This is a genomic window from Mesorhizobium silamurunense, from assembly GCF_014843905.1.
Lineage (GTDB): Bacteria > Pseudomonadota > Alphaproteobacteria > Rhizobiales > Rhizobiaceae > Mesorhizobium > Mesorhizobium silamurunense.
Map to the genome: position 1 here is coordinate 74,398 of NZ_LPVS01000090.1, position 20,952 is coordinate 95,349.

General features: G+C 64.8%; 21 protein-coding genes. 8 read left to right on the top strand and 13 right to left on the bottom strand.

Features of this window, described 5'->3' with window-relative positions; genetic code table 11:
* The first annotated feature begins 6 nt into the window (after positions 1–6).
* From AU465_RS26710 to AU465_RS26720, 3 genes are read left to right on the top strand one after another with little or no spacing between them, the layout of a single operon-like run.
* Positions 7–459: a MaoC/PaaZ C-terminal domain-containing protein gene (locus AU465_RS26710; RefSeq protein WP_192254858.1), complete on the top strand. Its 453-nt coding sequence runs from the start codon at positions 7–9 to the stop codon at positions 457–459.
* Positions 460–479: 20 nt separating this feature from the next.
* The gene (locus AU465_RS26715) at positions 480–1,214 is read left to right on the top strand and encodes an SDR family oxidoreductase (protein WP_192254860.1); all 735 of its coding nucleotides are present in this window, start codon (positions 480–482) and stop codon (positions 1,212–1,214) included.
* Positions 1,215–1,227: 13 nt separating this feature from the next.
* A complete protein-coding gene (locus AU465_RS26720) occupies positions 1,228–2,505 on the top strand; it encodes an L-fuconate dehydratase (RefSeq protein ID WP_192254862.1) in 1,278 nt (425 codons plus the stop codon).
* A gap of 90 nt (positions 2,506–2,595) precedes the next feature.
* Here the strand turns inward: AU465_RS26720 and doeB are convergent, their stop codons facing one another.
* The 10 genes from doeB to ehuR all read right to left on the bottom strand — a co-directional run bounded on the left by doeB (position 2,596) and on the right by ehuR (position 12,494).
* Positions 2,596–3,597, bottom strand: coding sequence for a N(2)-acetyl-L-2,4-diaminobutanoate deacetylase DoeB (doeB, locus tag AU465_RS26725; protein WP_192254864.1), 1,002 nt, complete (start codon positions 3,595–3,597; stop codon positions 2,596–2,598).
* Positions 3,598–3,602: 5 nt separating this feature from the next.
* Positions 3,603–4,781, bottom strand: a complete 1,179-nt coding sequence (gene doeA, locus AU465_RS26730) for an ectoine hydrolase DoeA (RefSeq protein WP_192254866.1) — start codon at positions 4,779–4,781, stop codon at positions 3,603–3,605.
* 135 nt (positions 4,782–4,916) lie between these two features.
* Positions 4,917–5,909 carry a cyclodeaminase gene (locus AU465_RS26735; RefSeq protein ID WP_192254868.1) on the bottom strand — a complete coding sequence of 331 codons (993 nt, stop codon included), beginning with the start codon at positions 5,907–5,909 and terminating at the stop codon, positions 4,917–4,919.
* Complete coding sequence (eutB, locus tag AU465_RS26740) at positions 5,906–6,892, bottom strand: hydroxyectoine utilization dehydratase EutB (RefSeq protein ID WP_192254870.1); 987 nt, start codon at positions 6,890–6,892, stop codon at positions 5,906–5,908. The genes AU465_RS26735 and eutB overlap by 4 nt, the downstream gene beginning before the upstream one ends.
* A 5-nt stretch (positions 6,893–6,897) precedes the next feature.
* Entirely contained in the window at positions 6,898–7,674 is a 777-nt protein-coding gene (eutA, locus tag AU465_RS26745; RefSeq protein ID WP_192255000.1) for an ectoine utilization protein EutA, read from the bottom strand.
* 5 nt (positions 7,675–7,679) lie between these two features.
* Complete coding sequence (gene ehuD, locus AU465_RS26750) at positions 7,680–8,339, bottom strand: ectoine/hydroxyectoine ABC transporter permease subunit EhuD (RefSeq protein WP_192255002.1); 660 nt, start codon at positions 8,337–8,339, stop codon at positions 7,680–7,682.
* On the bottom strand, positions 8,339–8,998 hold the full coding sequence (ehuC, locus tag AU465_RS26755) for an ectoine/hydroxyectoine ABC transporter permease subunit EhuC (RefSeq protein ID WP_192254872.1): 660 nt from the start codon (positions 8,996–8,998) through the stop codon (positions 8,339–8,341). The genes ehuD and ehuC overlap by 1 nt, the downstream gene beginning before the upstream one ends.
* 229 nt (positions 8,999–9,227) lie before the next feature.
* Positions 9,228–10,028: an ectoine/hydroxyectoine ABC transporter substrate-binding protein EhuB gene (ehuB, locus tag AU465_RS26760; protein ID WP_246506464.1), complete on the bottom strand. Its 801-nt coding sequence runs from the start codon at positions 10,026–10,028 to the stop codon at positions 9,228–9,230.
* Between the two features lie 158 nt (positions 10,029–10,186).
* Positions 10,187–10,972: an ectoine/hydroxyectoine ABC transporter ATP-binding protein EhuA gene (gene ehuA / locus AU465_RS26765; RefSeq protein WP_210325259.1), complete on the bottom strand. Its 786-nt coding sequence runs from the start codon at positions 10,970–10,972 to the stop codon at positions 10,187–10,189.
* Between the two features lie 136 nt (positions 10,973–11,108).
* On the bottom strand, positions 11,109–12,494 hold the full coding sequence (ehuR, locus tag AU465_RS26770) for a MocR-like ectoine utilization transcription factor EhuR (RefSeq protein WP_192254877.1): 1,386 nt from the start codon (positions 12,492–12,494) through the stop codon (positions 11,109–11,111).
* A 92-nt stretch (positions 12,495–12,586) separates the two neighbouring features.
* Between ehuR and AU465_RS26775 the strand changes: the two genes are divergently transcribed.
* From AU465_RS26775 to AU465_RS26790, 4 genes are all read left to right on the top strand, one after another.
* Positions 12,587–13,069, top strand: coding sequence for an Lrp/AsnC family transcriptional regulator (locus tag AU465_RS26775; protein WP_192255006.1), 483 nt, complete (start codon positions 12,587–12,589; stop codon positions 13,067–13,069).
* A gap of 123 nt (positions 13,070–13,192) precedes the next feature.
* Positions 13,193–14,689, top strand: a complete 1,497-nt coding sequence (locus AU465_RS26780) for an NAD-dependent succinate-semialdehyde dehydrogenase (protein ID WP_192254879.1) — start codon at positions 13,193–13,195, stop codon at positions 14,687–14,689.
* Positions 14,690–14,724: 35 nt separating this feature from the next.
* Positions 14,725–16,104: an aspartate aminotransferase family protein gene (locus tag AU465_RS26785; RefSeq protein WP_192254881.1), complete on the top strand. Its 1,380-nt coding sequence runs from the start codon at positions 14,725–14,727 to the stop codon at positions 16,102–16,104.
* A gap of 8 nt (positions 16,105–16,112) precedes the next feature.
* Entirely contained in the window at positions 16,113–17,216 is a 1,104-nt protein-coding gene (locus tag AU465_RS26790) for an alcohol dehydrogenase family protein (RefSeq protein WP_192254883.1), read from the top strand.
* Positions 17,217–17,253: 37 nt separating this feature from the next.
* Here AU465_RS26790 and AU465_RS26795 read toward each other — a convergent pair whose 3' ends face one another.
* From AU465_RS26795 to AU465_RS26805, 3 genes are all read right to left on the bottom strand, one after another.
* Positions 17,254–18,015 (bottom strand): SDR family oxidoreductase, encoded by a 762-nt coding sequence (locus AU465_RS26795; protein ID WP_192254885.1) that lies wholly within the window; start codon positions 18,013–18,015, stop codon positions 17,254–17,256.
* A gap of 36 nt (positions 18,016–18,051) precedes the next feature.
* Positions 18,052–18,822, bottom strand: coding sequence for an SDR family NAD(P)-dependent oxidoreductase (locus AU465_RS26800; RefSeq protein ID WP_192254887.1), 771 nt, complete (start codon positions 18,820–18,822; stop codon positions 18,052–18,054).
* Between the two features lie 118 nt (positions 18,823–18,940).
* Entirely contained in the window at positions 18,941–19,771 is an 831-nt protein-coding gene (locus tag AU465_RS26805; protein WP_192254889.1) for a GNAT family N-acetyltransferase, read from the bottom strand.
* Between the two features lie 313 nt (positions 19,772–20,084).
* Here AU465_RS26805 and AU465_RS26810 point away from each other — a divergent pair, with 313 nt between their 5' ends.
* On the top strand, positions 20,085–20,951 hold the full coding sequence (locus tag AU465_RS26810; protein ID WP_192254891.1) for a hypothetical protein: 867 nt from the start codon (positions 20,085–20,087) through the stop codon (positions 20,949–20,951).
* Position 20,952: the final 1 nt, after the last annotated feature.

Genomic DNA, 20,952 nt, shown 5'->3' on the forward strand with positions numbered 1-20,952 from the left:
GATGAGATGGAACAGTTCACCTATTTCGAGGACTACGAGATCGGCTCGTCGCGGCTCACCAGCGGCCGCACGATCACCGAGACCGACTTCGTCGTCCATGCTGGCCACACCGGCGATTTCTTTCCGCATCACATGGACGCCGAGTTCATGAAGACGACGCCCTTCGGCCAGCGCATCGCGCATGGCACGCTGGTGTTCTCCGTCGGCGTCGGCCTGACGGCGACCATCATCAATCCGGTGGCCTTCTCCTACGGCTATGACAGGCTGCGCTTCATCAAGCCGGTCTTCATCGGCGACACGATCCACACGCGCACGACGATCGCCGCGAAAGAAGACGATCCGAAACGGCCGGCCTCCGGTCGCGTCATCGAACGCGTCGAGGTCATCAACCAGCGGGACGAAGTCGTGTTGGCCGCGGACCACATCTATATCGTCGAGCGGCGCAAGCAGCCGGCTTGAGACTCGGAAGGAGACACGACATGGCTCATTCACTGGACGGCAAGACCGTCGTCGTCACCGCGGCCGCACAAGGCATTGGCCGCGCCAGCGTGCTCGCATTTGCCGCGGCCGGAGCAACCGTACATGCCACCGACATCAACGAATCCGCGCTGGCCGAGCTCAACGGGCAGAAAGGCATCGCCACCCGCAAGCTCGATGTGCTGAACGACGATGCCGTCAAAGGCGCCTTCGCCGAGATCGGCCGCGTCGATGTGCTGTTCAACTGCGCCGGCTTCGTCCATTCCGGCTCCATCCTCGAGATGAAGGAAGAGGACCTCGACTTCGCCTTCAATCTCAATGTTCGCGCCATGATCCGCACCATCCGCGCCGTGCTGCCCGGCATGCTCGAGCGCGGCGACGGCGCGATCATCAACATGGCGTCGGTCGCCGGCGCCCCGAAGGGCGTGCCGAACCGCTTCGCCTATGGTGTGACCAAGGCGGCGGTGATTGGCCTGACCAAGTCGATCGCCGCCGACTATGTCGCCAGGGGAATCCGCTGCAACGCTATCTGCCCCGGCACGGTGGAGAGCCCGTCGCTCGAAAGCCGCATGCGGGCGCAGGGCGACTACGAGGCCGCCCGCACGGCCTTCATCGCTCGCCAGCCGATGGGCAGGCTAGGCACGGCCGAGGAAATCGCCGACCTTGCCGTCTATCTCGCCGGCGCCACCTACACGACCGGACAGGCCTATAATATCGACGGCGGCTGGTCGATCTGATGAGGCAGTGAACATGACCCGCATTATCGATCTTCGCGTCTTCGACCTGCGCTTTCCGACGTCGCAAAGCCTCGACGGGTCGGACGCCATGAACCCCGACCCGGATTATTCCGCGTCCTACGTCATCCTCGACAGCGACGTCCCCTCATTGAAGGGCCACGGGCTCACCTTCACCATCGGCCGCGGCAACGAAATCTGCTGCGCGGCGATCGAAGCGCTGCGCCATCTGGTCGTCGGCCTCGACCTCGAATGGGTCAAAGAGGATCCCGGCCGTTTCTGGCATCACCTGACCGGCGACAGCCAGTTGCGCTGGATTGGCCCTGACAAGGGCGCAATGCACCTTGCCGTGGGCGCCGTGGTCAATGCGGTTTGGGACCTATGGGCGAAGGAGGTCGGCAAGCCGGTCTGGCGGCTGGTCGCCGAAATGAGCCCGGAAGAGCTCGTGCGGATTGTCGACTTCCGCTATCTCACCGATGCGATCACGCCGGCCGAGGCGCTGGATATCCTGAAGAAGGCCGAGCCCGGCAAGGCCGAGCGCATCGCAACGCTCGAACGCGAAGGCTATGCCTGCTACACCACCTCGGCCGGCTGGCTCGGCTATCCCGACGACAAGCTGAGACGCCTCTGCCAGGAAGCAGTCGACCAGGGTTTTGATCACATCAAGCTGAAAGTGGGCCGCGACCGCGCCGACGACATCCGCCGCCTGAGGATCGCCCGCGAAGTGATCGGTCCGGACCGCTACCTGATGATCGACGCCAACCAGGTCTGGGAGGTCGACCAGGCGATCGACTGGTTGCACGACCTCGCTTTCGCCAAGCCTTTCTTCATCGAGGAGCCGACCAGCCCCGACGACATCGCCGGCCATGCGAAAATCCGCAAGGCCGTGGCGCCGATCAAGGTCGCGACCGGCGAGATGTGTCAGAACCGCATCATGTTCAAGCAGTTCATCGCCGGCGGCGCCGTCGACGTCGTGCAGATCGACTCCTGCCGCATGGGCGGCCTCAACGAGGTGCTGGCCGTCCTGCTGATCGCGGCCAAGTTCGGCCTGCCGGTCTGGCCGCATGCCGGCGGCGTCGGCCTGTGCGAATATGTCCAGCATCTCTCAACGATCGACTACGTCGCGGTGTCGGGCACCAAGCAGGACCGAGTGATCGAATATGTCGATCACCTGCACGAGCATTTCCTCGAGCCCTGTATCATCGAGAACGCGGCTTATATGCCGCCGACGGCACCCGGCTTCTCGATCGAGATGAAACCGGATTCCATTGCCGCCTACCAATTCCACGGTTGAATGCGAGCCGTACGCAGGCAAATAGGTCTGCGTACGATATCGCTTCTCAAACGCTCAGCACGACGCGTGATCTGGCACCGCGATCGGGCATCAATCGACCTCGACGGCGAGCACTGAGACGCAATCGCCGGCCTTTATCAGGCCCGGGAAATGGCGCGCGGCCAGCAGGCCCGACATCCCGGCCTTGATCTCCTGCGGTGCGATGCCGGTGCGGCCGGTCGAATGGATGCGCGCCACGACCTGGCCCTCTTCCACCTTCTCGCCGAGATCGATCATGGTCTCGATCATGCCGTCGTCCTCGGCGAAGGCAAAGCAATCGCCCGACGGCATATCGAGCCATTGAGTTCTGCCCTTCTCGACCGCACCGGAAGCAATACCGGCATGGCGAAGCACGTTGAGCACGCCGCGCCGGGCAATGCGCACCGTCTCGGCCCGCGATGTCCCGCCACCGCCAAGCTCTGTGGTGACGAAGACCTTGCCCATCGCCTCCGCCGCCGTGTCGTACATGCCGACCGCATCGATCTCGGTCATGCGCATCGAGAACGGCGCAGAGAAAGCCTCGACCGCGGCGAAAGCCTTCTTTTCCTGCGCCTTGTCCGGCAGCGTATGCGCGGCGCAGAACGGCACGAAATCGAGCGTCTTTCCGCCCGAGTGGAAGTCGAACACGATGTCTGCCCGCGGCAGCAATTCGCGCTGGAAATAATCGGCGATCTTTTCCGTCACCGTGCCGTCGGGCCTTCCGGGAAAGCTGCGGTTCATGTTGCCCTTGTCGATCGGCGAGGTGCGCGTGCCGGCGCGGAACGCCGGATAGTTCATCGCCGGCACGATGATGACCGTGCCGGTGACGCTTTTCGGGTCGAGCGTGCGGGCGAGCTCGTAGAGCGCCAGCGGCCCCTCATACTCGTCGCCGTGATTGCCGCCTGTAAGCAGCGCCGCCGGCCCCTTGCCGTTGCGGATCAAGCAGATCGGGATCGTCACCGAGCCCCAGGCGGAATCGTCGCGGCTGTAAGGCAGGCGCAGGAAGCCGTGCTGGACGCCGTCGCGCTCGAAGTCGACGGTCGGCGTGATCGGCGATGGACGCAGAGCTGACATCGGTCTCAGTCCTTCACGAAGAGCTTGCGCGGCACGTTGGCCAGGCATTCGACGCCGGTCTCGGTGATCAGGATCGACTCGGTGATCTCCAGCCCCATCGTCTCCAGCCAGAGACCGGTCATGAAATGGAAGGTCATGCCGGGCTTGAGCTCGGTGCGGTCGCCGGGGCGCAGGCTCATGATGCGTTCGCCCCAATCCGGCGGATAGGAAAGACCGATCGAGTAGCCGGTGCGGTTGTCCTTGACGATACCGTACTTCTTCAAGACGGCGAAGAAGGCATTGGCGATGTCCTCGCAGGCGTTGCCCGGCTTGGCAGCGGCAAGGCCGGCATCCATGCCCTCCAGCGTCGCCTTCTCGGCGTCGAGGAAGGCTTGCGTCGGCTTGCCGAGGAAGACGGTGCGCGACAGCGGGCAATGGTAGCGGTTGTAGCAGCCGGCGATCTCGAAGAATGTCCCCTCGCCCGCCTTCATCGGCTGGTCGTCCCAGGTGAGATGCGGCGCCGAGGCATCGGCGCCCGACGGCAGCAACGGCACGATCGCCGGATAGTCGCCGCCGATGCCTTCCACGCCACGCGTGCCGGCGTCGTAGATCTCGGCGACCAGATCGCATTTGCGCATGCCGACCTCTATTCTGTCGACAATGCGCTTGTGCATGGCCTCGACGATGCGGGCGGCGTTGCGCATGTAACCGATCTCGGCCGGGCTCTTCACGGCGCGCTGCCAGTTGACCAGCGCGGTGGCGTCGACGAACCGGGCATTGGGCAGGTGCTTCTGCAGCGCGGCGAAGGCGGCCGCGGAGAACCAGTAATTGTCCATCTCGACGCCGATGGTGAGCTTGTCCCAGCGGCGCTCCGCCAGCACGCTGGCGAGGTAATCCATCGGGTGCCGCTCGGTCGACTGCACATAGTGGTCGGCATAGCCGACGATGTTGTTGTGCGCGAGATAGGCGGTGCGCTTGGCGCCATTGGCATCCTGGCCGCGACCGTACCAGACCGGCTCGCCCGAAGGCGGCACGATGACCGCCTGATGCACATAGAAGGACCAGCCGTCATAGCCGGTCAGCCAGGCCATGTTGGAGGGATCGCTGACGATCAGCAGATCGACCCCCTTGGCCTCCATGGCGTTCCGCGTCTTGGCGAGGCGATCGGCAAATTCGCCTCGCGAGAATTTCAGGTTTGGCTGCATCGTTCTTGGTCCTCGTCTGTTGGGCCCAGAGCCTGATTCAACTTCGTTGAATCAGGCTCCTCGCCTATTTCTGTTTGAGCGTGATCTTTTCGGAAAACCGGTTCCCACTTTTCCGGATCACGCTCTGGCCAGGTATCAGCTTTCGAAAACGGTTCCGGCATTGGCCGCCCGCGCGCGGTCCCGGGCCAGAGTGGCAATCGCGGTGTCCTGCACGCCAGTGCCGGTGAGGTCGGCGATGGTGATGTCGTCGGCCGAGCGTCGTCCATGCTTCTTTCCGGCGATGACCTGGCCGAGTTCGGTAACGTCGGCGTCGGCCGCCATCACGCCAGCTTCGATGGCATGGTGAAGCTCCCCGAGACGCCGCGTCTGCTTCGCGCTGTCGGCGACATAGAGATCGGCCATACGAAGGATCGCCGGCGCGATCTCGTTCTTATGCTCGGCATCCGAGCCCATAGCTGTGATGTGCTGGCCGGCGGAAACGAAACCGGCCTTGATCAGCGGCTCGGTCGAAGGCGTGGTGGTGACGATGATGTCGGCGCCGGCTGCCGCGTTCGCCGCATCCGGTTCGGCGCGCACCATGATGCCCAGTCTCTCGCGCAAGCGCGCGGCGGTCGCCTCGGCCTTGGCTGCGTCGCGCGCCCAGATGCGCGCTTCCTCAATCGGCCTGACAAGGCGCAAGGCCTCCAATTGCAGGCCGGCCTGCAAACCGGCACCGAAGATCGCGGCTATGGCGGAGTCTTCGCGCGACAAATGCTTGGCCGCGACCGCGCCGGCAGCAGCGGTGCGGACGTCGGTCAGATAGCCATTGTCGAGCAGCAGCGCCTCGACCACACCGGTCTTTGCCGAAAGCAGCACCATCATGCCGCCGCCGCTCGGCAGCCCGAGCGCCGGATTGTCGAAGAAGCCGGAGCTTATCTTGACAGCGAAGCCGTCTATGCCGGGCACATAGGCGGATTTCACGTCGACCTCGCCGCGATGCTCGGGAATGTCGAGCCTCAGAATCGGCGGCATCGCCACCGGCAGCGTGGCCAAAGCGCGGAAGGCATTTTCGACACAGGCGACGGCGTCGAGATCGAGCCTCACGATCTTGCGCAGTTCCACTTCGGTGAGGATGGTCATGCGGCTCACGCGGCGCTCTCCTCCAGTTCAGGGTCGCCGCAGACAATGCGGCGATGCAGGCTCATGTCGATGTTGCGGCCGGAGAGGATAAGAACGGTGGGGCCGTTCACCTTCACCTTTTCGGAAAGCAGCGCGCCGATGCCGACGGCGCCCGCGCCCTCGACGATCTCGCGCTCTTCCGCATAGGCATGGCGGATGCCGGCGGCGATCTCGTCCTCGGAGAGCAGGATGACATCGTCGAGCAGGCCACGGCACATGGCAAAGGTCAGCCGGTTGTCGAGGCCGATGCCGCCGCCGAGCGAATCCGCCAGCGTCGGCAGTTCCTCGACCTGCACGGGACGCCCGGCATCGAGGCTCGCCTTCATCGCGGCACCGCGCGCCATCGAGACGCCGATGACTTTGGTGCCCGGGCTCACCCCTTTGACCGCCGCCGCGACGCCCGCTGCCAATCCGCCGCCGGAAAGCGGCACCACCACAGCTGCTGCGTCCGGAACCTGCTCCATGATTTCCAGGCCCAGAGTGCCTTGCCCGGCGATGATGTCTGGATGGTCGAAGGGCGGCAGCATGATGAGCCCCTCCTCCGCGACCAGCCTGTCGACCTCCTGTTGTGCGTCGTCCTGGCTGTTGCCGACGATACGGATATCCGCGCCGAGGCGGCGGATGGCGTCGAGCTTGTTTTCGGGCACCAGCCTGGACATGCAGATCACCGCGCGCATGCCTTCGAGTTTCGCCGCATGGGCGAGCGCGCGACCGTGATTGCCGGTCGACGCCGCGACAACGCCGCGCGATCTTTCTTGCGGGCTCAGCGCGGCGATGGCGTTGGACGCACCGCGCAGCTTGAACGCGCCGGTGGTCTGGTGATGTTCCAGCTTGAGGTGGACGGGATGGCCCGCGCGGTCCGAGAGGCTTTGCGACTTAACGGCGGGTGTCCGCTCGACCTTGCCGGCAATATTTTCGCGCGCAGCGCGAATATGCTGAAGCGTGACTTCCATGTCGATCACTGGGCCAATGACTTCGTCATCAGCCGGCCGAACTCCGGCCGCGGCGTGTCGTCGCCGCAGAGCCGCAAGCAGTTCCAGGCGCTGGCCAGGTTGCTGGTGACGACCGGGCGGCCGATCGCTTCTTCCATGCCTGGAACGGCAAGCGCCGCGCGCAGCGCGGTGCACGAAACGAACAGCGCATCGGCCTGCGCGTGCGTTGCCTTGCGCGCCAAGTCCACGAGCGAACCGGGCTTGATGCGCGCCATCTCGCGATCGTCCTCGAAGCCGAGGCAGGTGAAGCTCTCGATGTCGAAGCCGTGCGCGGCGAAATAGGTTGCCATCGGCCGGCTGGTCTCGACGGTGTAAGGGGTGAGAATGCTGATCCGCTTCGCCTCAAAGGCGTTCAGTCCGCGCACGCCTGCCATGGGTGGCGTGATCACGGCAACATTCGGTTTGGCCGCTTGGATCGCCGTTTCGATCTCGGCATCGCCGATCACCACGGAGGCCGATGTGCAGGAATAGCAGACGGCGTCGAGCGGCTCGTCCGGCAGGATCAGCGCCGCGCCTGCCGAAAGCGACGGCTGCATCTTGCGCAGGTTTTCCGGCGTCGTCGGATTGGCATAGGGAATGCGCGCCACATAAACGCCGATCCGCTCGCTCGCCACCATGCGGCGGAAGTCGACCTCGCTGGTATGGTCGGTGGCAAGGGTGATCAGGCCGACGCGCTTTTCAAGCGGACGCGCATCGAGGGCGGGCCGGCTCGGCGCCAGCCGGATTTCGGGCAACGGGTTCATGACTTTCATCTCTCGATCCTGCCGTAGCGGTGCTCCAGCCAGCGCAAGAGTACGACGGAGCAGAGGCTGATGACGAGGAAGAAGGCGCCGACCAGCGTCATCGGCTCGATATAGCGATAGTAGGTGTTGGCGACGCTCTTGGCCTGGTTCATCAGTTCAAGCACGGTGATCGCCGAAAGCAGCGGCGTTTCCTTGAACATGGCGATGAAGTAGTTGGCCAGAGCCGGGATCATCGGTGGGATCGCCTGCGGCAGGATGACATGCGTCCAGGTATTGTAGCCGCTCAGGTTGCAGGCCTTGGCGGCCTCCCACTGGCCGCGCGGCACATTCTCGATACCGGCGCGATAGACCTCGGCCGTGTAGGTGCCGTAGTGCAGGCCAAGCCCGATGACGCCTGCCACCAGCGGCGGCAAAAGAATGCCGATGTCGGGCAGAACGTAGAAGATGAAGTAGAGCTGCACCAGAAGCGGCGTGCCGCGGATGAACTCGGCGAACCAGCCGACGCTGCGCGACACGGTCCGGTTCGGCGAACGCCGCGCCAGCGCTATCGCCAGACCGACGATCGCCGCCAGGACCGAGCCGAGCACCGTCGCCAGGATCGTGATCTTCACGCCCTGGATCAAGGTCGGCATGATCTCGCGGACGAAATTCCAATCCCATTCCATCACACACGCACTCCGTCGAGGCCGCGCGCCATGCGGCGCTCCAGCGAGCGCACGCCCCAGGAGATGATCAGCGCGAGCACGAAATAGATGACGAGCACGGAGACGAAGGGCATCAGCGTGCTGCCGGTCTGCGAGCGTACCACCTGCGCCTGGAAGGTGAGATCGGCGAGCGAGATCAGCGACACGACCGACGTCGCCTTGAGCAGTTCGATGGCGTTGTTGCCGAAGGTCGGCAGCATGACCAGCAGCGCCTGTGGCAGGATGACGTGGCGCATGCCTTGCCAGCGGCCGAGGTTGAGCGCCGTGCAGGCCTCGTATTGCTCGCGGCCGATCGACAGGATGGCGCCGCGCACGACCTCAGCGGCATAGGCGCCGACATTGAGGCCCAGCGCCAGCACGCCCGCCAGCAGCGGCGTCAGCGACAGGCCGACGAAAGGCAGCACGAAATAGGCCCAGAACAGCTGAACGAAGATCGAGGTGCCGCGGAAGAACTCGATATAGATCGTCGCCAGTGCCCGCACGATGGAGAAGCGCGACACGCGGCCAATGCCGGCGAGGAAGGCCATGATCAGCGCGAGCACCGACCCCATCAGCGTCAGCTCGATGGTGACAAGCGCTCCCTGCAATATCAGGCCGAGATAGCCGGACCACTGGGTCATGAAGTGCGAAGTGTCCTACGTTTGTGTTTGTCCGAGGCGGTCGCGACAGCTCCTTCTCCCCGTTCGCGGGGGAGAAGATGCCGGTTCACCCTCCCTAGCTGCAGCGCAGTTGTTGCGGAGGACGGGCAGGCAGATGAGGGGCAGCACTAACCTTCAAATGCTGGCGCCGCCCCTCATCCGGCCCTTCGGGCCACCTTCTCCCCGTCAACGGGGAGAAGGCAAAAGAACACTACTTCGCCGCGCAGAGCTTCTCGCGCGTCGTCGACATCGCCGCCTTGGCCGAGAAGCCGTAGGGCTCGATGATCTTAGCGAACTCGCCCGACTTCTTCATCTTGGCAAGCTCGACGTCATAGGCATCGCGCAGCGCCTCGTCGCCCTTCTTGAAGGCGGCGCCGTCGCAATAGACCGGCGCGCCCTGCACCGGCGCGATCACTTCGAGGTTCGGATCGTTGGCCTTCTTGATGAGGTCGTTGATCGAGAGCACCGGCAGTGAATAGGCGTCGATGCGGCCGTCCTGCACCATCTTCAGGCCGCTCTGGCCGTCCGGCACGACGATGACGCGGTCGCGCGGCACGCCGGCATTGAGCGCCAGCTTCTCCTCGGTGCCGCCGCCCGGCGCGCCGACGGTGGCGGAGGTATCCTTGGCGATGTCCTCATAGCTCTTGAAGCCCTTCGGGTTGCCCTTCTTCACCAGCATCGCTTCCGCATCGCACAGCACCGGCTCGGAATAGGCGACCGCCGCGCAGCGCTCCGGCTTCATGAACAGGCCGGCGGTGACAACGTCGAAGCGGCCGGCCTGCAGGCCGGGGATCATAGCGCCATATTCGGAGATGGAGGCGACGATGTCGTTGACGCCGAGGCGCTTGAAGATTTCGCGCGCCACGTCCGGCGCCGCGCCCGAGACCTTGCCGTCGGCGGCGACCGCCGTATAGGGCGGCTCATTGGCGATGGCGACGCGGGCGAAGCCTTGCTGCTTGAGTTGCTCGAGCTTTGCGTCGTCCGCCGAACGCGCACCGGAGGCGAGCAGCATTGCGCTCACTGCGAGGCCGGCGACGCCAGCCAGGATGCCAAGTTTCTTCATCGTTCCCAACTCCTTGGTTTCTCTTCTTGGTTTGCTCGGTTCGGGACGGCGTTCTCGCCGACCGTTTCCGATTTTCGGGACGGCTTCGCCGCCCTAGGGCATTGCGGTCAGACGCGGTGTCCGGCCGCGATGATCTTCTTCAGGAAGCCCTGCGTGCGTTCCTGCTTGGGATGGCGGAAAATCTCATCGGGCTTGCCTTCCTCGACGATCCTGCCGCGGTCGAAGAACAGCACGCGGTCGGCGAAGTCGTGGGCAAAGCCCATCTCGTGGGTGACGAGCAGCATCGTCATATCGGTCTCGGCGGCGAGCTTGCGCATGACGTTGAGCACCTCCTCGACCAGCTCAGGGTCGAGCGCCGAGGTAACCTCGTCGAACAGCATGATCTTGGGCGACAACGCCAACGCCCGAGCGATCGCTACGCGCTGCTTCTGGCCGCCGGAAAGCTGCGCCGGCATCGCCTTGGCCTTGTCGGCCAGCCCCACCATGTCGAGCAGTTGCATCGCCCGCTTTTCGGCGGCGGCGCGCGCGACGCCCTTGGTCAGCATCGGCGCCAGCGTGACGTTGTCCATGACGCATTTGTGCGGGAACAGATTGAAGAGCTGGAAGACCATGCCGATCTTCTGGCGCATCTTGGCCAGGTGCCGCTCGTCGGCCGGCAGCAGCCGGCCGTTGCGCTCCATGTGATAGAGCTGTTCGCCGTCGATCTGGATATGGCCGCCGTCGATCTTCTCCAGCGTCATCAAGATGCGCAGGATCGTCGTCTTGCCCGATCCGGACGGGCCGATCAGCGCCAGCTTCTCGCCTGGCATGACCTGCATCGACAGGCCGTCCAGCACCTTGAAGGTGCCGAAGCTCTTCGAAATGGCATCGACCTTGATGATGGGCGCGGGCAATATGTTTCCCCGTTCTGGAGCGGCCTATGCCCTTAACGATGCGAAACGCGCCAAATCATGTCAATCAGGAAAATAATATCATGACAATATTTCGCGCGCCGCACAATTTCAGGGCAATCTGCATTCAGCTTGTGCGTCAAATGGCGAGCAGGAGATGCTCAGGATCGCCAAGCAGGAGCTTGGCGACAACGCTCAAGCCGGCACGCAGTTCCCCTTCGGTGGTCGATCCGAGCGAGATGCGGACGGCCGGATGCCATGGCGTGGCGGCGATACGGAAAGACGTGCCCGGCGCGATCGCCACACCGCGCAGGCGCGCCTGGGCGACAAAGCTCTCCTCGGCGCGGTCGCCCGGCAGCTCCAGCCAGAGATGCAGCCCATCGCGATGGAAGCGATAGTCCACCCCCGTGAGCACCTCAGCGGCGATCTCCTGCCGGCGTCTCAGCGCACCGCGCTGCCATTTGACCAACTCGATCGCCGTACCGTCGTTCACCCAGCGCGTCGCGATCTCCGCCACCATCGGCGTTGCCATCCAGTTCGAGACGAGGTGGCGGTTGGCGACGGCCGCGACGTAGCGGTCCGGCACGGCGAGATAACCGATGCGCAGGCCGGGCACGACGATCTTGGTGAATGAGGTGACGTAGAGCGTCCGCTCGGGCGCGAAGGCGGCGACGGCGGGAGGCCTGCCTTCGACCAGCGGCCCAAGCACATCATTCTCGATGATGGCGATGTCATGCTTGCGCGCCACCGCCGCGATCTGCTCGCGCCGGTTGGCGTCCATCAGGGTCGCCGTCGGGTTGATCACCGAAGGCTGGACGAAGACGGCGCGGATGTCCGAGAGACGGCAGGCTTCGTCCAACGCCTCGGGGATCAGTCCATTGTCGTCGATCGGCAGGCCTTCGAGGTTGAAGCCGAGATAGCGCGCAAGCGGCACCAGCGTGTGATGGCCGATCGCCTCTGTGGCGACCGTCGAGCCGGGCGGCGCGACGCTCATCAGCGCCACCGTCATGCCGGCCGTGGCGCCGTTGGTGAGGTTGACGTTCTGCGGCGAGGCTTCGAGGCCGCAGAGCTTCAGCCATTCGACCGCCACCGCGCGGTGGCGCGGGAACACCATGTTCGGCCGGAACGACAGCGCCGAGCTCGACGGCAGGTTCTCGGCCAGCCAGGAGAGCGCCTGCTTCAGCTTCTCCAGATGCATCGGCTCGCAGACCGGCTTCAGGATGGAGAGGTCGATGACCTCGCCCAGACGTTCCGGAAGGTAGGGCGGCTCTGGCTCGCGGCGCTGCGTCTGAACGAAGCTGCCGCGCCCGACCTCGCCGGAAATCAGGCCGCGGCGGATCAGCTCCTCATAGGCGCGGCTGACGGTCTGCACCGAAAGTTTCAGGTCGTCCGCAAGGCGGCGGTGCGTCGGCAGCCGCGCGCCATTGGCGAGCCGCCCGTCATGGATCGCGCGGGCGAATTGGTCGGCCAGCGAGAGATAGGCCGGTCGTCGGATGAGCGCAGGATCTGGCTGCCATAATGTCATGACTTATTAGAGATCGAAATCAGTGCAATTGACAATCGAAATAATGCATCGTCATGGTGCCTTGAGCAAAAAACGGAGCCGGCATGGCGGCAGTGAAACTCGACCCGATCGACCTCAGGATCCTGGACGCCATCCAGCGCGACGGGCGCATCACCAAGCTGGCGCTGGCCGAGAAGGTCGGCCTGTCGCCGACGCCCTGCTGGATGCGGCTGCGCAAGCTGGAGAAGGCCGGCATCGTTTCCGGCTATCACGCTTCGATCGCCATGCGCAGCATCGCGCCGGTGGCGACGGTACTGATGGAGGTGACCCTAGCCAACCACCGCCAGGCCGATTTCGATCGCTTCGAGCGGGTCGTTCGCGACATACCCGAGATCGTCGCCTGCTGGTCGGTCGGCGGCGGCGTCGATTATGTGCTGAAAGTGATGGCGCGCGACGTCGACGCCTATCAGCGGCTGGTGGATAGCCTGCTGGAACGCGAGATCGGCATCGACCGATACTTCACCTACATCGTCACCAAGACGGTGAAGGAGGAGACGGTGTTGCCGGTCGCCGATCTGCTGCCGGGGCAAAGCTAGAGAGATTGTCTGGCCCTGCGGGTGATTAGAGACAATCTTTCTGGCTGATGGTGCCGAAACAGCCTCTCTGTCTCAGCCGCGCGGCTAGTCTCTCCGCATCGCCTTGGCACCGGGAGACAATCGATGTCCGCGCATTTTGCCCGCACGAATCACCACGACGCGCTCGACCGCCTTGCCGACCGCCGCCTGCGGCGCGCGCTCGCCTATGTCGACGGCCATTGGACCGCAAGCGAGGCGGCGGAAAGTTTTGAAGTCACCGATCCGGCGACCGGCGCCACGGTCGCCTTCGTCGCCGCGCTCGATGCCGGCCAGACGACGAAAGCGATCGATGCTGCCTCGCGCGCCTTCCCGGCCTGGCGCTCGGCCCTGCCGCAGGAGCGCTCAAGGGTCTTGCGAAAATGGTTCGATCTGATCGTCGCCGCCAAGGACGATCTGGCGCTGCTGATGACGCTCGAGCAGGGCAAGCCGCTCAAGGAATCGCTGGGCGAGATCGACTACGCCGCCTCCTTCGTCGAGTGGTATGCCGAGGAAGCAAAACGCCTCAACGCCGAAAGCGTCACCAGCCACCTGCCCAACGCCGAGATGACCGTGCGCCGCGAGCCGCTCGGCGTTGTCGGCGTCGTAACCCCGTGGAATTTTCCTTCCGCCATGCTCACCCGCAAGGCGGCGGCCGCCCTTGCTGCCGGATGCACCATCGTCGCGCATCCCTCTTCCGAAACGCCTTTGTCGGCGCTGGCACTAGCCGAGCTCGGCGAGCGCGCCGGGCTGCCGGCCGGCGTCTTCAACGTCGTCACCGGCGATGCGCGAACGATTGTCGGCGCGATGTGCGCCGACACCAGGGTCCGCGCCATGAGCTTCACCGGTTCGACCGAAGTCGGCAGGCAGATCGCCGCGCAGAGCGCACCGACCATGAAGCGCCTGGTCATGGAACTCGGCGGCCATGCGCCGCTCATCGTCTTCGACGATGCCGATGTCGACAAGGCGGTGACGATCGCGCTCGACGCCAAATTCGTCACCTCCGGCCAGGATTGCCTCGCCGCCAACCGCATCTATGTGCAGCGGCCGATCTACGAGCGGTTCTGCGCCGCTTTCGCGCGCCGCATCGAAAGCCTTCGCACCGGCAACGGGCTTTCCGGCGACGCCGATATCGGGCCGCTGATGCACGAACGTGCCGTCAAGAAGGTGGAGGAGCAGGTGGCGGACGCGCTCGCACGCGGCGCGCGGTGCCTGACCGGCGGCAAGCGTCACGCGGCCGGGCAGCTGTTCTTCCAGCCGACGCTGCTCGTCGACGTGACGGACGACGACGCGCTGATCATGCATGAGGAAACCTTCGGCCCGGTCGCGGCCGTGACGCCGTTCGACGACGAAGCAGAAGTCGTGACCCGCGCCAATGCTACCGAATACGGCCTCGTCGCCTATGTCGTGACCGAAAGTGGCGCCCGGCAGGCGCGCATGGGCCGCGCGCTGGACTACGGCATGGTCGCGATCAACCGGGTGAAGATCACCGGCGCGCCGATCCCGTTCGGCGGCGTCAAGCAGTCCGGCATCGGCCGCGAAGGCTCGCGCCACGGCCTCGAAGCCTTCACCGATCTGAAATACCTTTGTCTGGACGTCGCCTAGCCCACGCCGGAAGAATTCCCTGCAGGAGAAAAAAGATGCTTGAACAATCCAACGAACTTTCGGCCTGGGACCGCGACCACTTCTTCCATCCCTCGACGCATATGGGCACGCATGCGCGCGGCGAATCGCCGGCCCGCATTATGGCCGGCGGCGAAGGCGTCACCGTGTGGGACAACACCGGCAGGAAGAGCATCGATGCCTTCGCCGGCCTCTATTGCGTCAATGTCGGCTACGGCCGCCAGAAGATCGCCGATGCCATTGCCGAGCAGGCGAGGAACCTCGCCTACTACCACGCCTATGTCGGCCACGGCACCGAGGCCTCGATCCGGCTTTCCAAGATGATCATCGACCGCGCGCCGAAGGGCATGTCGAGGGTTTATTTCGGCCTTTCCGGCTCCGATGCCAACGAGACCAACATCAAGCTGATCTGGTATTACAACAATGTTCTCGGCCGGCCCGAGAAGAAGAAGATCATCTCGCGCTGGCGCGGCTATCACGGCTCTGGCGTCATGACGGGTTCGCTGACCGGGCTCGAGCTGTTCCACAACGCTTTCGACCTGCCGCGCGCGCCGATCATGCACACCGAGGCGCCCTATTATTTCCGCCGCGCGGACCGCTCGATGAGCGAGGAGCAATTCTCGCAATATTGCGCCGACAAGCTCGAGGAGATGATCCTCGCCGAGGGCCCGGACACGGTCGCGGCCTTCATCGGCGAGCCGATCCTCGGCACCGGCGGCATCGTGCCGCCGCCGGCCGGCTATTGGCAGAAGGTCCAGGCGGTGCTGAACAAGTACGACGTGCTGCTCGTCGCCGACGAGGTCGTGACCGGCTTCGGCCGTCTCGGCACCATGTTCGGTTCCGACCACTACGGCATCCAGCCTGACCTGATCACCATCGCCAAGGGCCTGACCTCGGCCTATGCGCCGCTCTCCGGCGTCATCGTCTCCGACAAGGTCTGGCAGGTGCTCGTCAAGGGTTCCGACAAGCTGGGCTCGCTCGGCCATGGCTGGACCTATTCGGCGCATCCGATCTGCGTTGCTGCGGGCATCGCCAATCTCGAACTGATCGATGAGATGGATCTGGTTAGGAATGCGGGTGAGACCGGCGCCTATTTCCGCGCCGAGCTGGCCAAGGCCGTCGGCGGCCACAGAAACGTCGGCGAGGTGCGCGGCGACGGCATGCTGGCGGCGGTCGAGTTCGTGAAGGACCGGGACGACCGCGTCTTCTTCGATCCTTCGCTGAAGGTCGGGCCGCAGATCGCCACAGCGCTTGCAGCAAGCGGCGTCATCGGTCGCGCCATGCCGCAGGGTGATATTCTCGGATTCGCGCCGCCGCTCTGCCTGACGCGCGAGGAGGCCGACACGATCGTCGCCAAGACCGCCGACGCGGTGAAGAGCGTATTGGCCAGCATCTGAGAAGCGACATGAACGCCATGACAAGAACTGTTCCAGCCATGATGGCCGCCGTGCAGCTCACCGGCCATGGCGGTCTGGAAAAGCTCGTCTACCGGACCGACGTGAAGGTGCCCTCGCCGGCTGCCGGCGAAGTGCTGGTCAAGGTCAGCGCCTGCGGCATGAACAACACCGACGTGTGGGTGCGCCAGGGCGCCTATGGCACGGAGGAGGACGCCGCCGCGGTGTCGACCTGGCGCCGGCAGGGCAACACGCTGACCTTCCCGCGCATCCAGGGCACCGACACGGTGGGCACCATCGTTGCCGTCGGTGACGGCGTGCCTGCCAGCCGCATCGGCGAACGCGTGATGGTCGATTTCTCCATCTACAACCGCGACGACGATTCGCTTGCCGACATCGACTATATGGGCCACGGCCGCGACGGCGGTTATGCCGAATACCAGGCGCTGCCGGCCGAGAACGCGCATGTCGTCGACACCGACCTCAGCGACGTCGAGCTCGCCACCTTCTGCTGTGCCTATCTCACCGGCGAGCAGATGCTGGAACGCGCGGAGCTCAAGGCCGGCGAGCGGGCGCTGGTCACCGGCGCGTCCGGCGGCGTCGGTTCCGGCATCGTGCAACTGGCGCGGGCGCGCGGCGCCATCCCCTATGCTGTCGTCGGCAAGGGCAAGGAGCAGGCCGTGCTCGACATCGGCGCCGAGAAGGTGATCACGCGCGGCGTGGCCGATCTGCCTGCCGCGGTCAACGAAGCGACCGGCGGTCGACCCATCGACGTGGTCGCCGACCTTGTCGGCGGCACCATCTTCAACGACCTGCTGCGCATTTTGCGGCCCGAAGGCCGCTACACCACGGCGGGCGCCATTGCCGGGCCGGTCGTGCAGCTCGACCTCCGCACCATGTATCTGAAGCAGCTGCAGCTGCACGGCTCGAGCCAGGGCACCAGGGGCGATTTCCGCCGCATCGTGGGCTACATCGAGGAAAAGAAAATCAAGCCGCTGGTCGGCGGCGTCTACAAACTGTCGGACTTCCACCGCGCCCAGACGGACTTCATGGCCAAGGACTTCGTCGGCAAGCTGGTGGTGGTGCCGGACACTGTGGCAGCCGAGAACAAATAACGGTCGATGGCAGCGGCCAAGGGCTCGCCCATCGCGGTCAGCCCTTGCGCTCCTGCAGGATGTTGCCGCCGTCCACGACGAGGACGGCGCCATTGACGTAGCTCGCCCCGTCGGACGCCAGGAACAGGACGGCGGCGGCGACCTCCTGAGGTGTGCCGGCGCGTCCAAGCGGCGTGTTTTGCGCGGCAACGAGCTCTTCCGGCGTCGAGGCGCCCGTCGCGATCCAGCCCGGCGCCACGGCATTGACGGTGACGCCGCTGCGGCCGACTTCGAGGGCAAGCGCATGCGTCAGCCCGACCATGCCCGCCTTGGCCGCGGAATAGGCGGCCTCTCCTTCGTTGGAGACGTAGGGTCCGGTGACCGAGGCCATGTTCACCACGCGTCCATGCCCGCGCTGAACCATGCCGGCCAAGAATCCGCGTATGCTCAAGAACGCGGTTTTGAGGCTGACATCGATGCCCCGGTCCCAGTCGCTCTCGCTGAGATCGAGAAATCGCCGCTGCAAGGCCGGCTGGGCCACCGTTCCCATGCCGGCATTGTTGACGAGGATATCGATCTCGCCGACCTCCGAGCACAGCCGCTCGACATCCGGCGCGCGCGTCAGATCGGCCACCACGGCGCGGACATCGAGCCCTTCCGCCCGCAGCTCTTCAGCGCGCTGCGCGACACGCTGCGACGAGGCGGTAATGGCGACCGCAAGCCCGGCTTCGCCGAGCGCGCGTGCGACGGCGACGCCGATGCCGTCGGCGGCGCCCGCACCGGTCACCAGTGCCGTGCGGGATTTGCGAAACAGGAGCATGAACCCTCCAGGCGATGAAGCCGATGCCGCCGCAATTCAGTATCCGGCACTGATGCCGAAATCGATCGAAAGCGCGGCCCCGGTGATCGGCGCCGCGCCGGGCTGGCAAAGATAGTGGATGAAGGAAGCGATCTCCTCCACGGTGATGAAGCGAGCTCTTTCCCCTTGCGGATAGTGCCCCAGGAGCTTCCGCTTGTAACCGTCCGGATCATTTCCGCCATAGGTCGTCGCCTGATACTCGATCATCGGCGTCGCCGTGTCGCCGGGGCAGACGGCGTTGACCCTGATGCCGCGCGAGGCAAGCTCCAGGGCGAGGGCCTTGGTCAGCAGGACGAGCCCGCCCTTGGAGGCGCAAAAGACCGCCGCGCCGTTGTTGCCGACGATGCCCGCGTCGGACGCAATATTGATGATCGCACCTTGCGCCGCTGCGAGATGCGGAATGGCGGCCGAGATCAGGAAGAACGCGCCTTTGAGATTGACGTCCAACACAAGGTCCCATTGCTCTTCTTGGACCTCGCTTGCCGGTCCCTCGAGCCAGACGCCTGCAGCGTTGACGAGAATGTCCAGACGGCCGCCCCACTCACGGGTTTTGTCGACAACCTCCCGGCAGGCGGCGACGGAGCGGATATCGAGCGGCAAGCCGATCGCCTTTGCGCCGGTCGCGGCGATCTTTGCCACGGCATCATCGAGTTTCACACCTGGAAGGTCGGCAAGCGCGACGTTGTCGCCGTCAGCCGCGAGGCGAAGTCCGGTCGCGAGACCCATCCCGCCGGCACCGCCCGCGATCAGGACTGTCCTGCCAGCCATTTCGATAACCTCCACGAAACGCCATCCTTGGTTCCATGCGAACCATGTCCCGCAGACATGTCGCGTGCACCACGCCAGACGAACAGTGATCCCAACAGGTTCGGCCTGCGATCCGCGCTCACCCCAACTCCAGCGTCGTGATGCCGAAAACCTTCGTCGGGGCGTTGCCCGGCTTGCCGCCCTTGTACATGCGGGTCGTCGTGAAGCCCGCAACCATGCCGGCTGCCTGAAGCATGGCGGCAAAGCCGACCTGGGTGGCCGGCACGTCGATATGCAGCGCTTCGCCCGCTGTCCTGTCCGCCAGCGCCGCCACCAGCGCCAAGGCTGTGTCCATCCCATCGGCGAACAGCGGGCCGATCTTGAATCCCTCGCGGCATCGGCGTGCCACGCCATAGCCGGCAATGCCGGCCGAGCCGGCGGACATGAGCGCAATCCGGGGCGGCTGCAGCCATTCCCGCAGGAAGGCCTCGCGCAGCGCCGGGAAGCACTGGCGGTCGTAAGCGAGGATCTCGGCGAAGCTGGCGGCCGTCGCGGGCAGGATGTCGCTGCCGCCGGCCAGGCGGACAGCTCCGCTGAAGCGGACGGTCTCATAGGCAGGCACGAACCCCTTGCGCTGGTAGTTGGCCCTTTGCTCGGGCACGCCGTCGAGACCGACGATCCGGTCGCCGAGCCGGGCCATGCCGGCGTCCCAGACCGCCTTGCCATGGCCTTCGCCACGCCAGTCGGGCCGGCAGATATAGAGGCCGATGAAGCCGAATCCCGCGCCGTAGGCGACAGCCGAAATGCCGGCCACCATCTCGCCGCCGGCGAAGGCGCCGATGAACCCTTCCGGATCGGCGGCCCTGAGTGCGGCGGCATCGCCGATACCCGGATTCCAGCCCTCGCCCGCCGCCCAGTCGACAAGCGTTTCCACTTCGCTGGGCGTCAGCGTCCGGATCGTTCTCGGCATTGCTTCACTCGGCGGCGGCCTGAGGTGACGGATTTCAAACCGCACGATAGGTCGCGGCTCGCAGCTTGCAAGGGGCATCTCACCGCGGCGGCGTGGAGGACAAAGCGCCGGCGCGGCTCAGCCGAAGCAGAGCGCTCGACGAAGGAGACCTGTGGATCCGACTGTTGCTTGAGGGTTTTCCAAACTGATGCAAAGAGTTAGCGAGGAACCTGCTGTGCAATCATCGTTGTTCCAAAAGGCAACTGGACACGACCGGCGAAGGCTATAAATCTTCATTTGCCGTTGCTTGATATGAATGGGAGTGCCGCAGGAAATGCCGCTGAGTGCCGAAGAGATCGCCAGTCATCCGGCAGCTCTCCGCGGTGTCCAGGAACAGTCGCGCGCGCTTATCCACATCTACGAAACCAGCCCGCGCCTTGCCGCCGTTTTTGCCACCCAGCAGCGCTGGCTGCTCGGCCATGTCGGGCTCGCTTTGCATTTCAGGCGCGACCCCAATGATCGCCGCACCGAAATGACGGTGGCGCGTTTCATCGAGGTCGTGCGCCGCAATTCAGTCGCCAGCCGCAACACCGCCGAGGCGTTCGTCAAGGAAATGCTGCACTACAACGTCGCTGAATATCTTTCGATGAGCGGCGATGGCCGTGCCCACCCCTTGCGGGTGACCGCGGCCACCATTGAGACCTTCACCGGCTGGATCCATGCCCATTTGAGGACGCTTGATCGGATCGACGGCGGGAACCGGTTGGCAACCTTCCTCGAGCGGCCCGATGTGCTGGCAAAGCTGCAGCCATTGATCTGCGACGGATTGCTCGCGTCCGTTCCGGTGCGGGAACCCGAACAGACTTTCTCGTTGTTTATCTGGTTGAACAACGGCGGCATCGTCATGGACTGGCTGATGTCGGGCATCGACCCGGAGGACGCCAACCTCGAGAAGATTCCGACCGGCGTCATTTCGATCAGCGAATTCGCGCATTGGTTGAAGTTGTCGCGCACGCATCTGGCGCGCAAGCTCCATGACGCCGAGGCGCTCGGCAGTATCGGCTGGGTCGGCCAGCGCGGACATTCCGTCATGTGGGTCTCACGGCAGTTCTTCCAGGAATACATGGCCGTGCAGGCAGCCAAGCTCGCTGTGGTCGATGCGGCCTTCGAGGTATGTTTTTCCACGGCCCGCGAAAACTGAG

Coding starts and splice junctions, on each gene's coding strand:
- doeB (WP_192254864.1), bottom strand. CDS start 3,597: ATGTCAGCTCTGCGTCCATCGCCGATCACGCCGACCGTCGACTTCGAG.
- AU465_RS26780 (WP_192254879.1), top strand. CDS start 13,193: ATGTCCGCGCATTTTGCCCGCACGAATCACCACGACGCGCTCGACCGC.
- AU465_RS26800 (WP_192254887.1), bottom strand. CDS start 18,822: ATGGCTGGCAGGACAGTCCTGATCGCGGGCGGTGCCGGCGGGATGGGT.
- ehuR (WP_192254877.1), bottom strand. CDS start 12,494: ATGACATTATGGCAGCCAGATCCTGCGCTCATCCGACGACCGGCCTAT.
- AU465_RS26710 (WP_192254858.1), top strand. CDS start 7: ATGGAACAGTTCACCTATTTCGAGGACTACGAGATCGGCTCGTCGCGG.
- AU465_RS26715 (WP_192254860.1), top strand. CDS start 480: ATGGCTCATTCACTGGACGGCAAGACCGTCGTCGTCACCGCGGCCGCA.
- AU465_RS26805 (WP_192254889.1), bottom strand. CDS start 19,771: ATGCCGAGAACGATCCGGACGCTGACGCCCAGCGAAGTGGAAACGCTT.
- ehuD (WP_192255002.1), bottom strand. CDS start 8,339: ATGGAATGGGATTGGAATTTCGTCCGCGAGATCATGCCGACCTTGATC.
- doeA (WP_192254866.1), bottom strand. CDS start 4,781: ATGCAGCCAAACCTGAAATTCTCGCGAGGCGAATTTGCCGATCGCCTC.
- AU465_RS26810 (WP_192254891.1), top strand. CDS start 20,085: ATGCCGCTGAGTGCCGAAGAGATCGCCAGTCATCCGGCAGCTCTCCGC.
- ehuB (WP_246506464.1), bottom strand. CDS start 10,028: ATGCTGCTCGCCTCCGGTGCGCGTTCGGCGGACGACGCAAAGCTCGAG.
- AU465_RS26785 (WP_192254881.1), top strand. CDS start 14,725: ATGCTTGAACAATCCAACGAACTTTCGGCCTGGGACCGCGACCACTTC.
- AU465_RS26720 (WP_192254862.1), top strand. CDS start 1,228: ATGACCCGCATTATCGATCTTCGCGTCTTCGACCTGCGCTTTCCGACG.
- AU465_RS26795 (WP_192254885.1), bottom strand. CDS start 18,015: ATGCTCCTGTTTCGCAAATCCCGCACGGCACTGGTGACCGGTGCGGGC.
- eutB (WP_192254870.1), bottom strand. CDS start 6,892: ATGGAAGTCACGCTTCAGCATATTCGCGCTGCGCGCGAAAATATTGCC.
- ehuC (WP_192254872.1), bottom strand. CDS start 8,998: ATGACCCAGTGGTCCGGCTATCTCGGCCTGATATTGCAGGGAGCGCTT.
- eutA (WP_192255000.1), bottom strand. CDS start 7,674: ATGAACCCGTTGCCCGAAATCCGGCTGGCGCCGAGCCGGCCCGCCCTC.
- AU465_RS26790 (WP_192254883.1), top strand. CDS start 16,113: ATGAACGCCATGACAAGAACTGTTCCAGCCATGATGGCCGCCGTGCAG.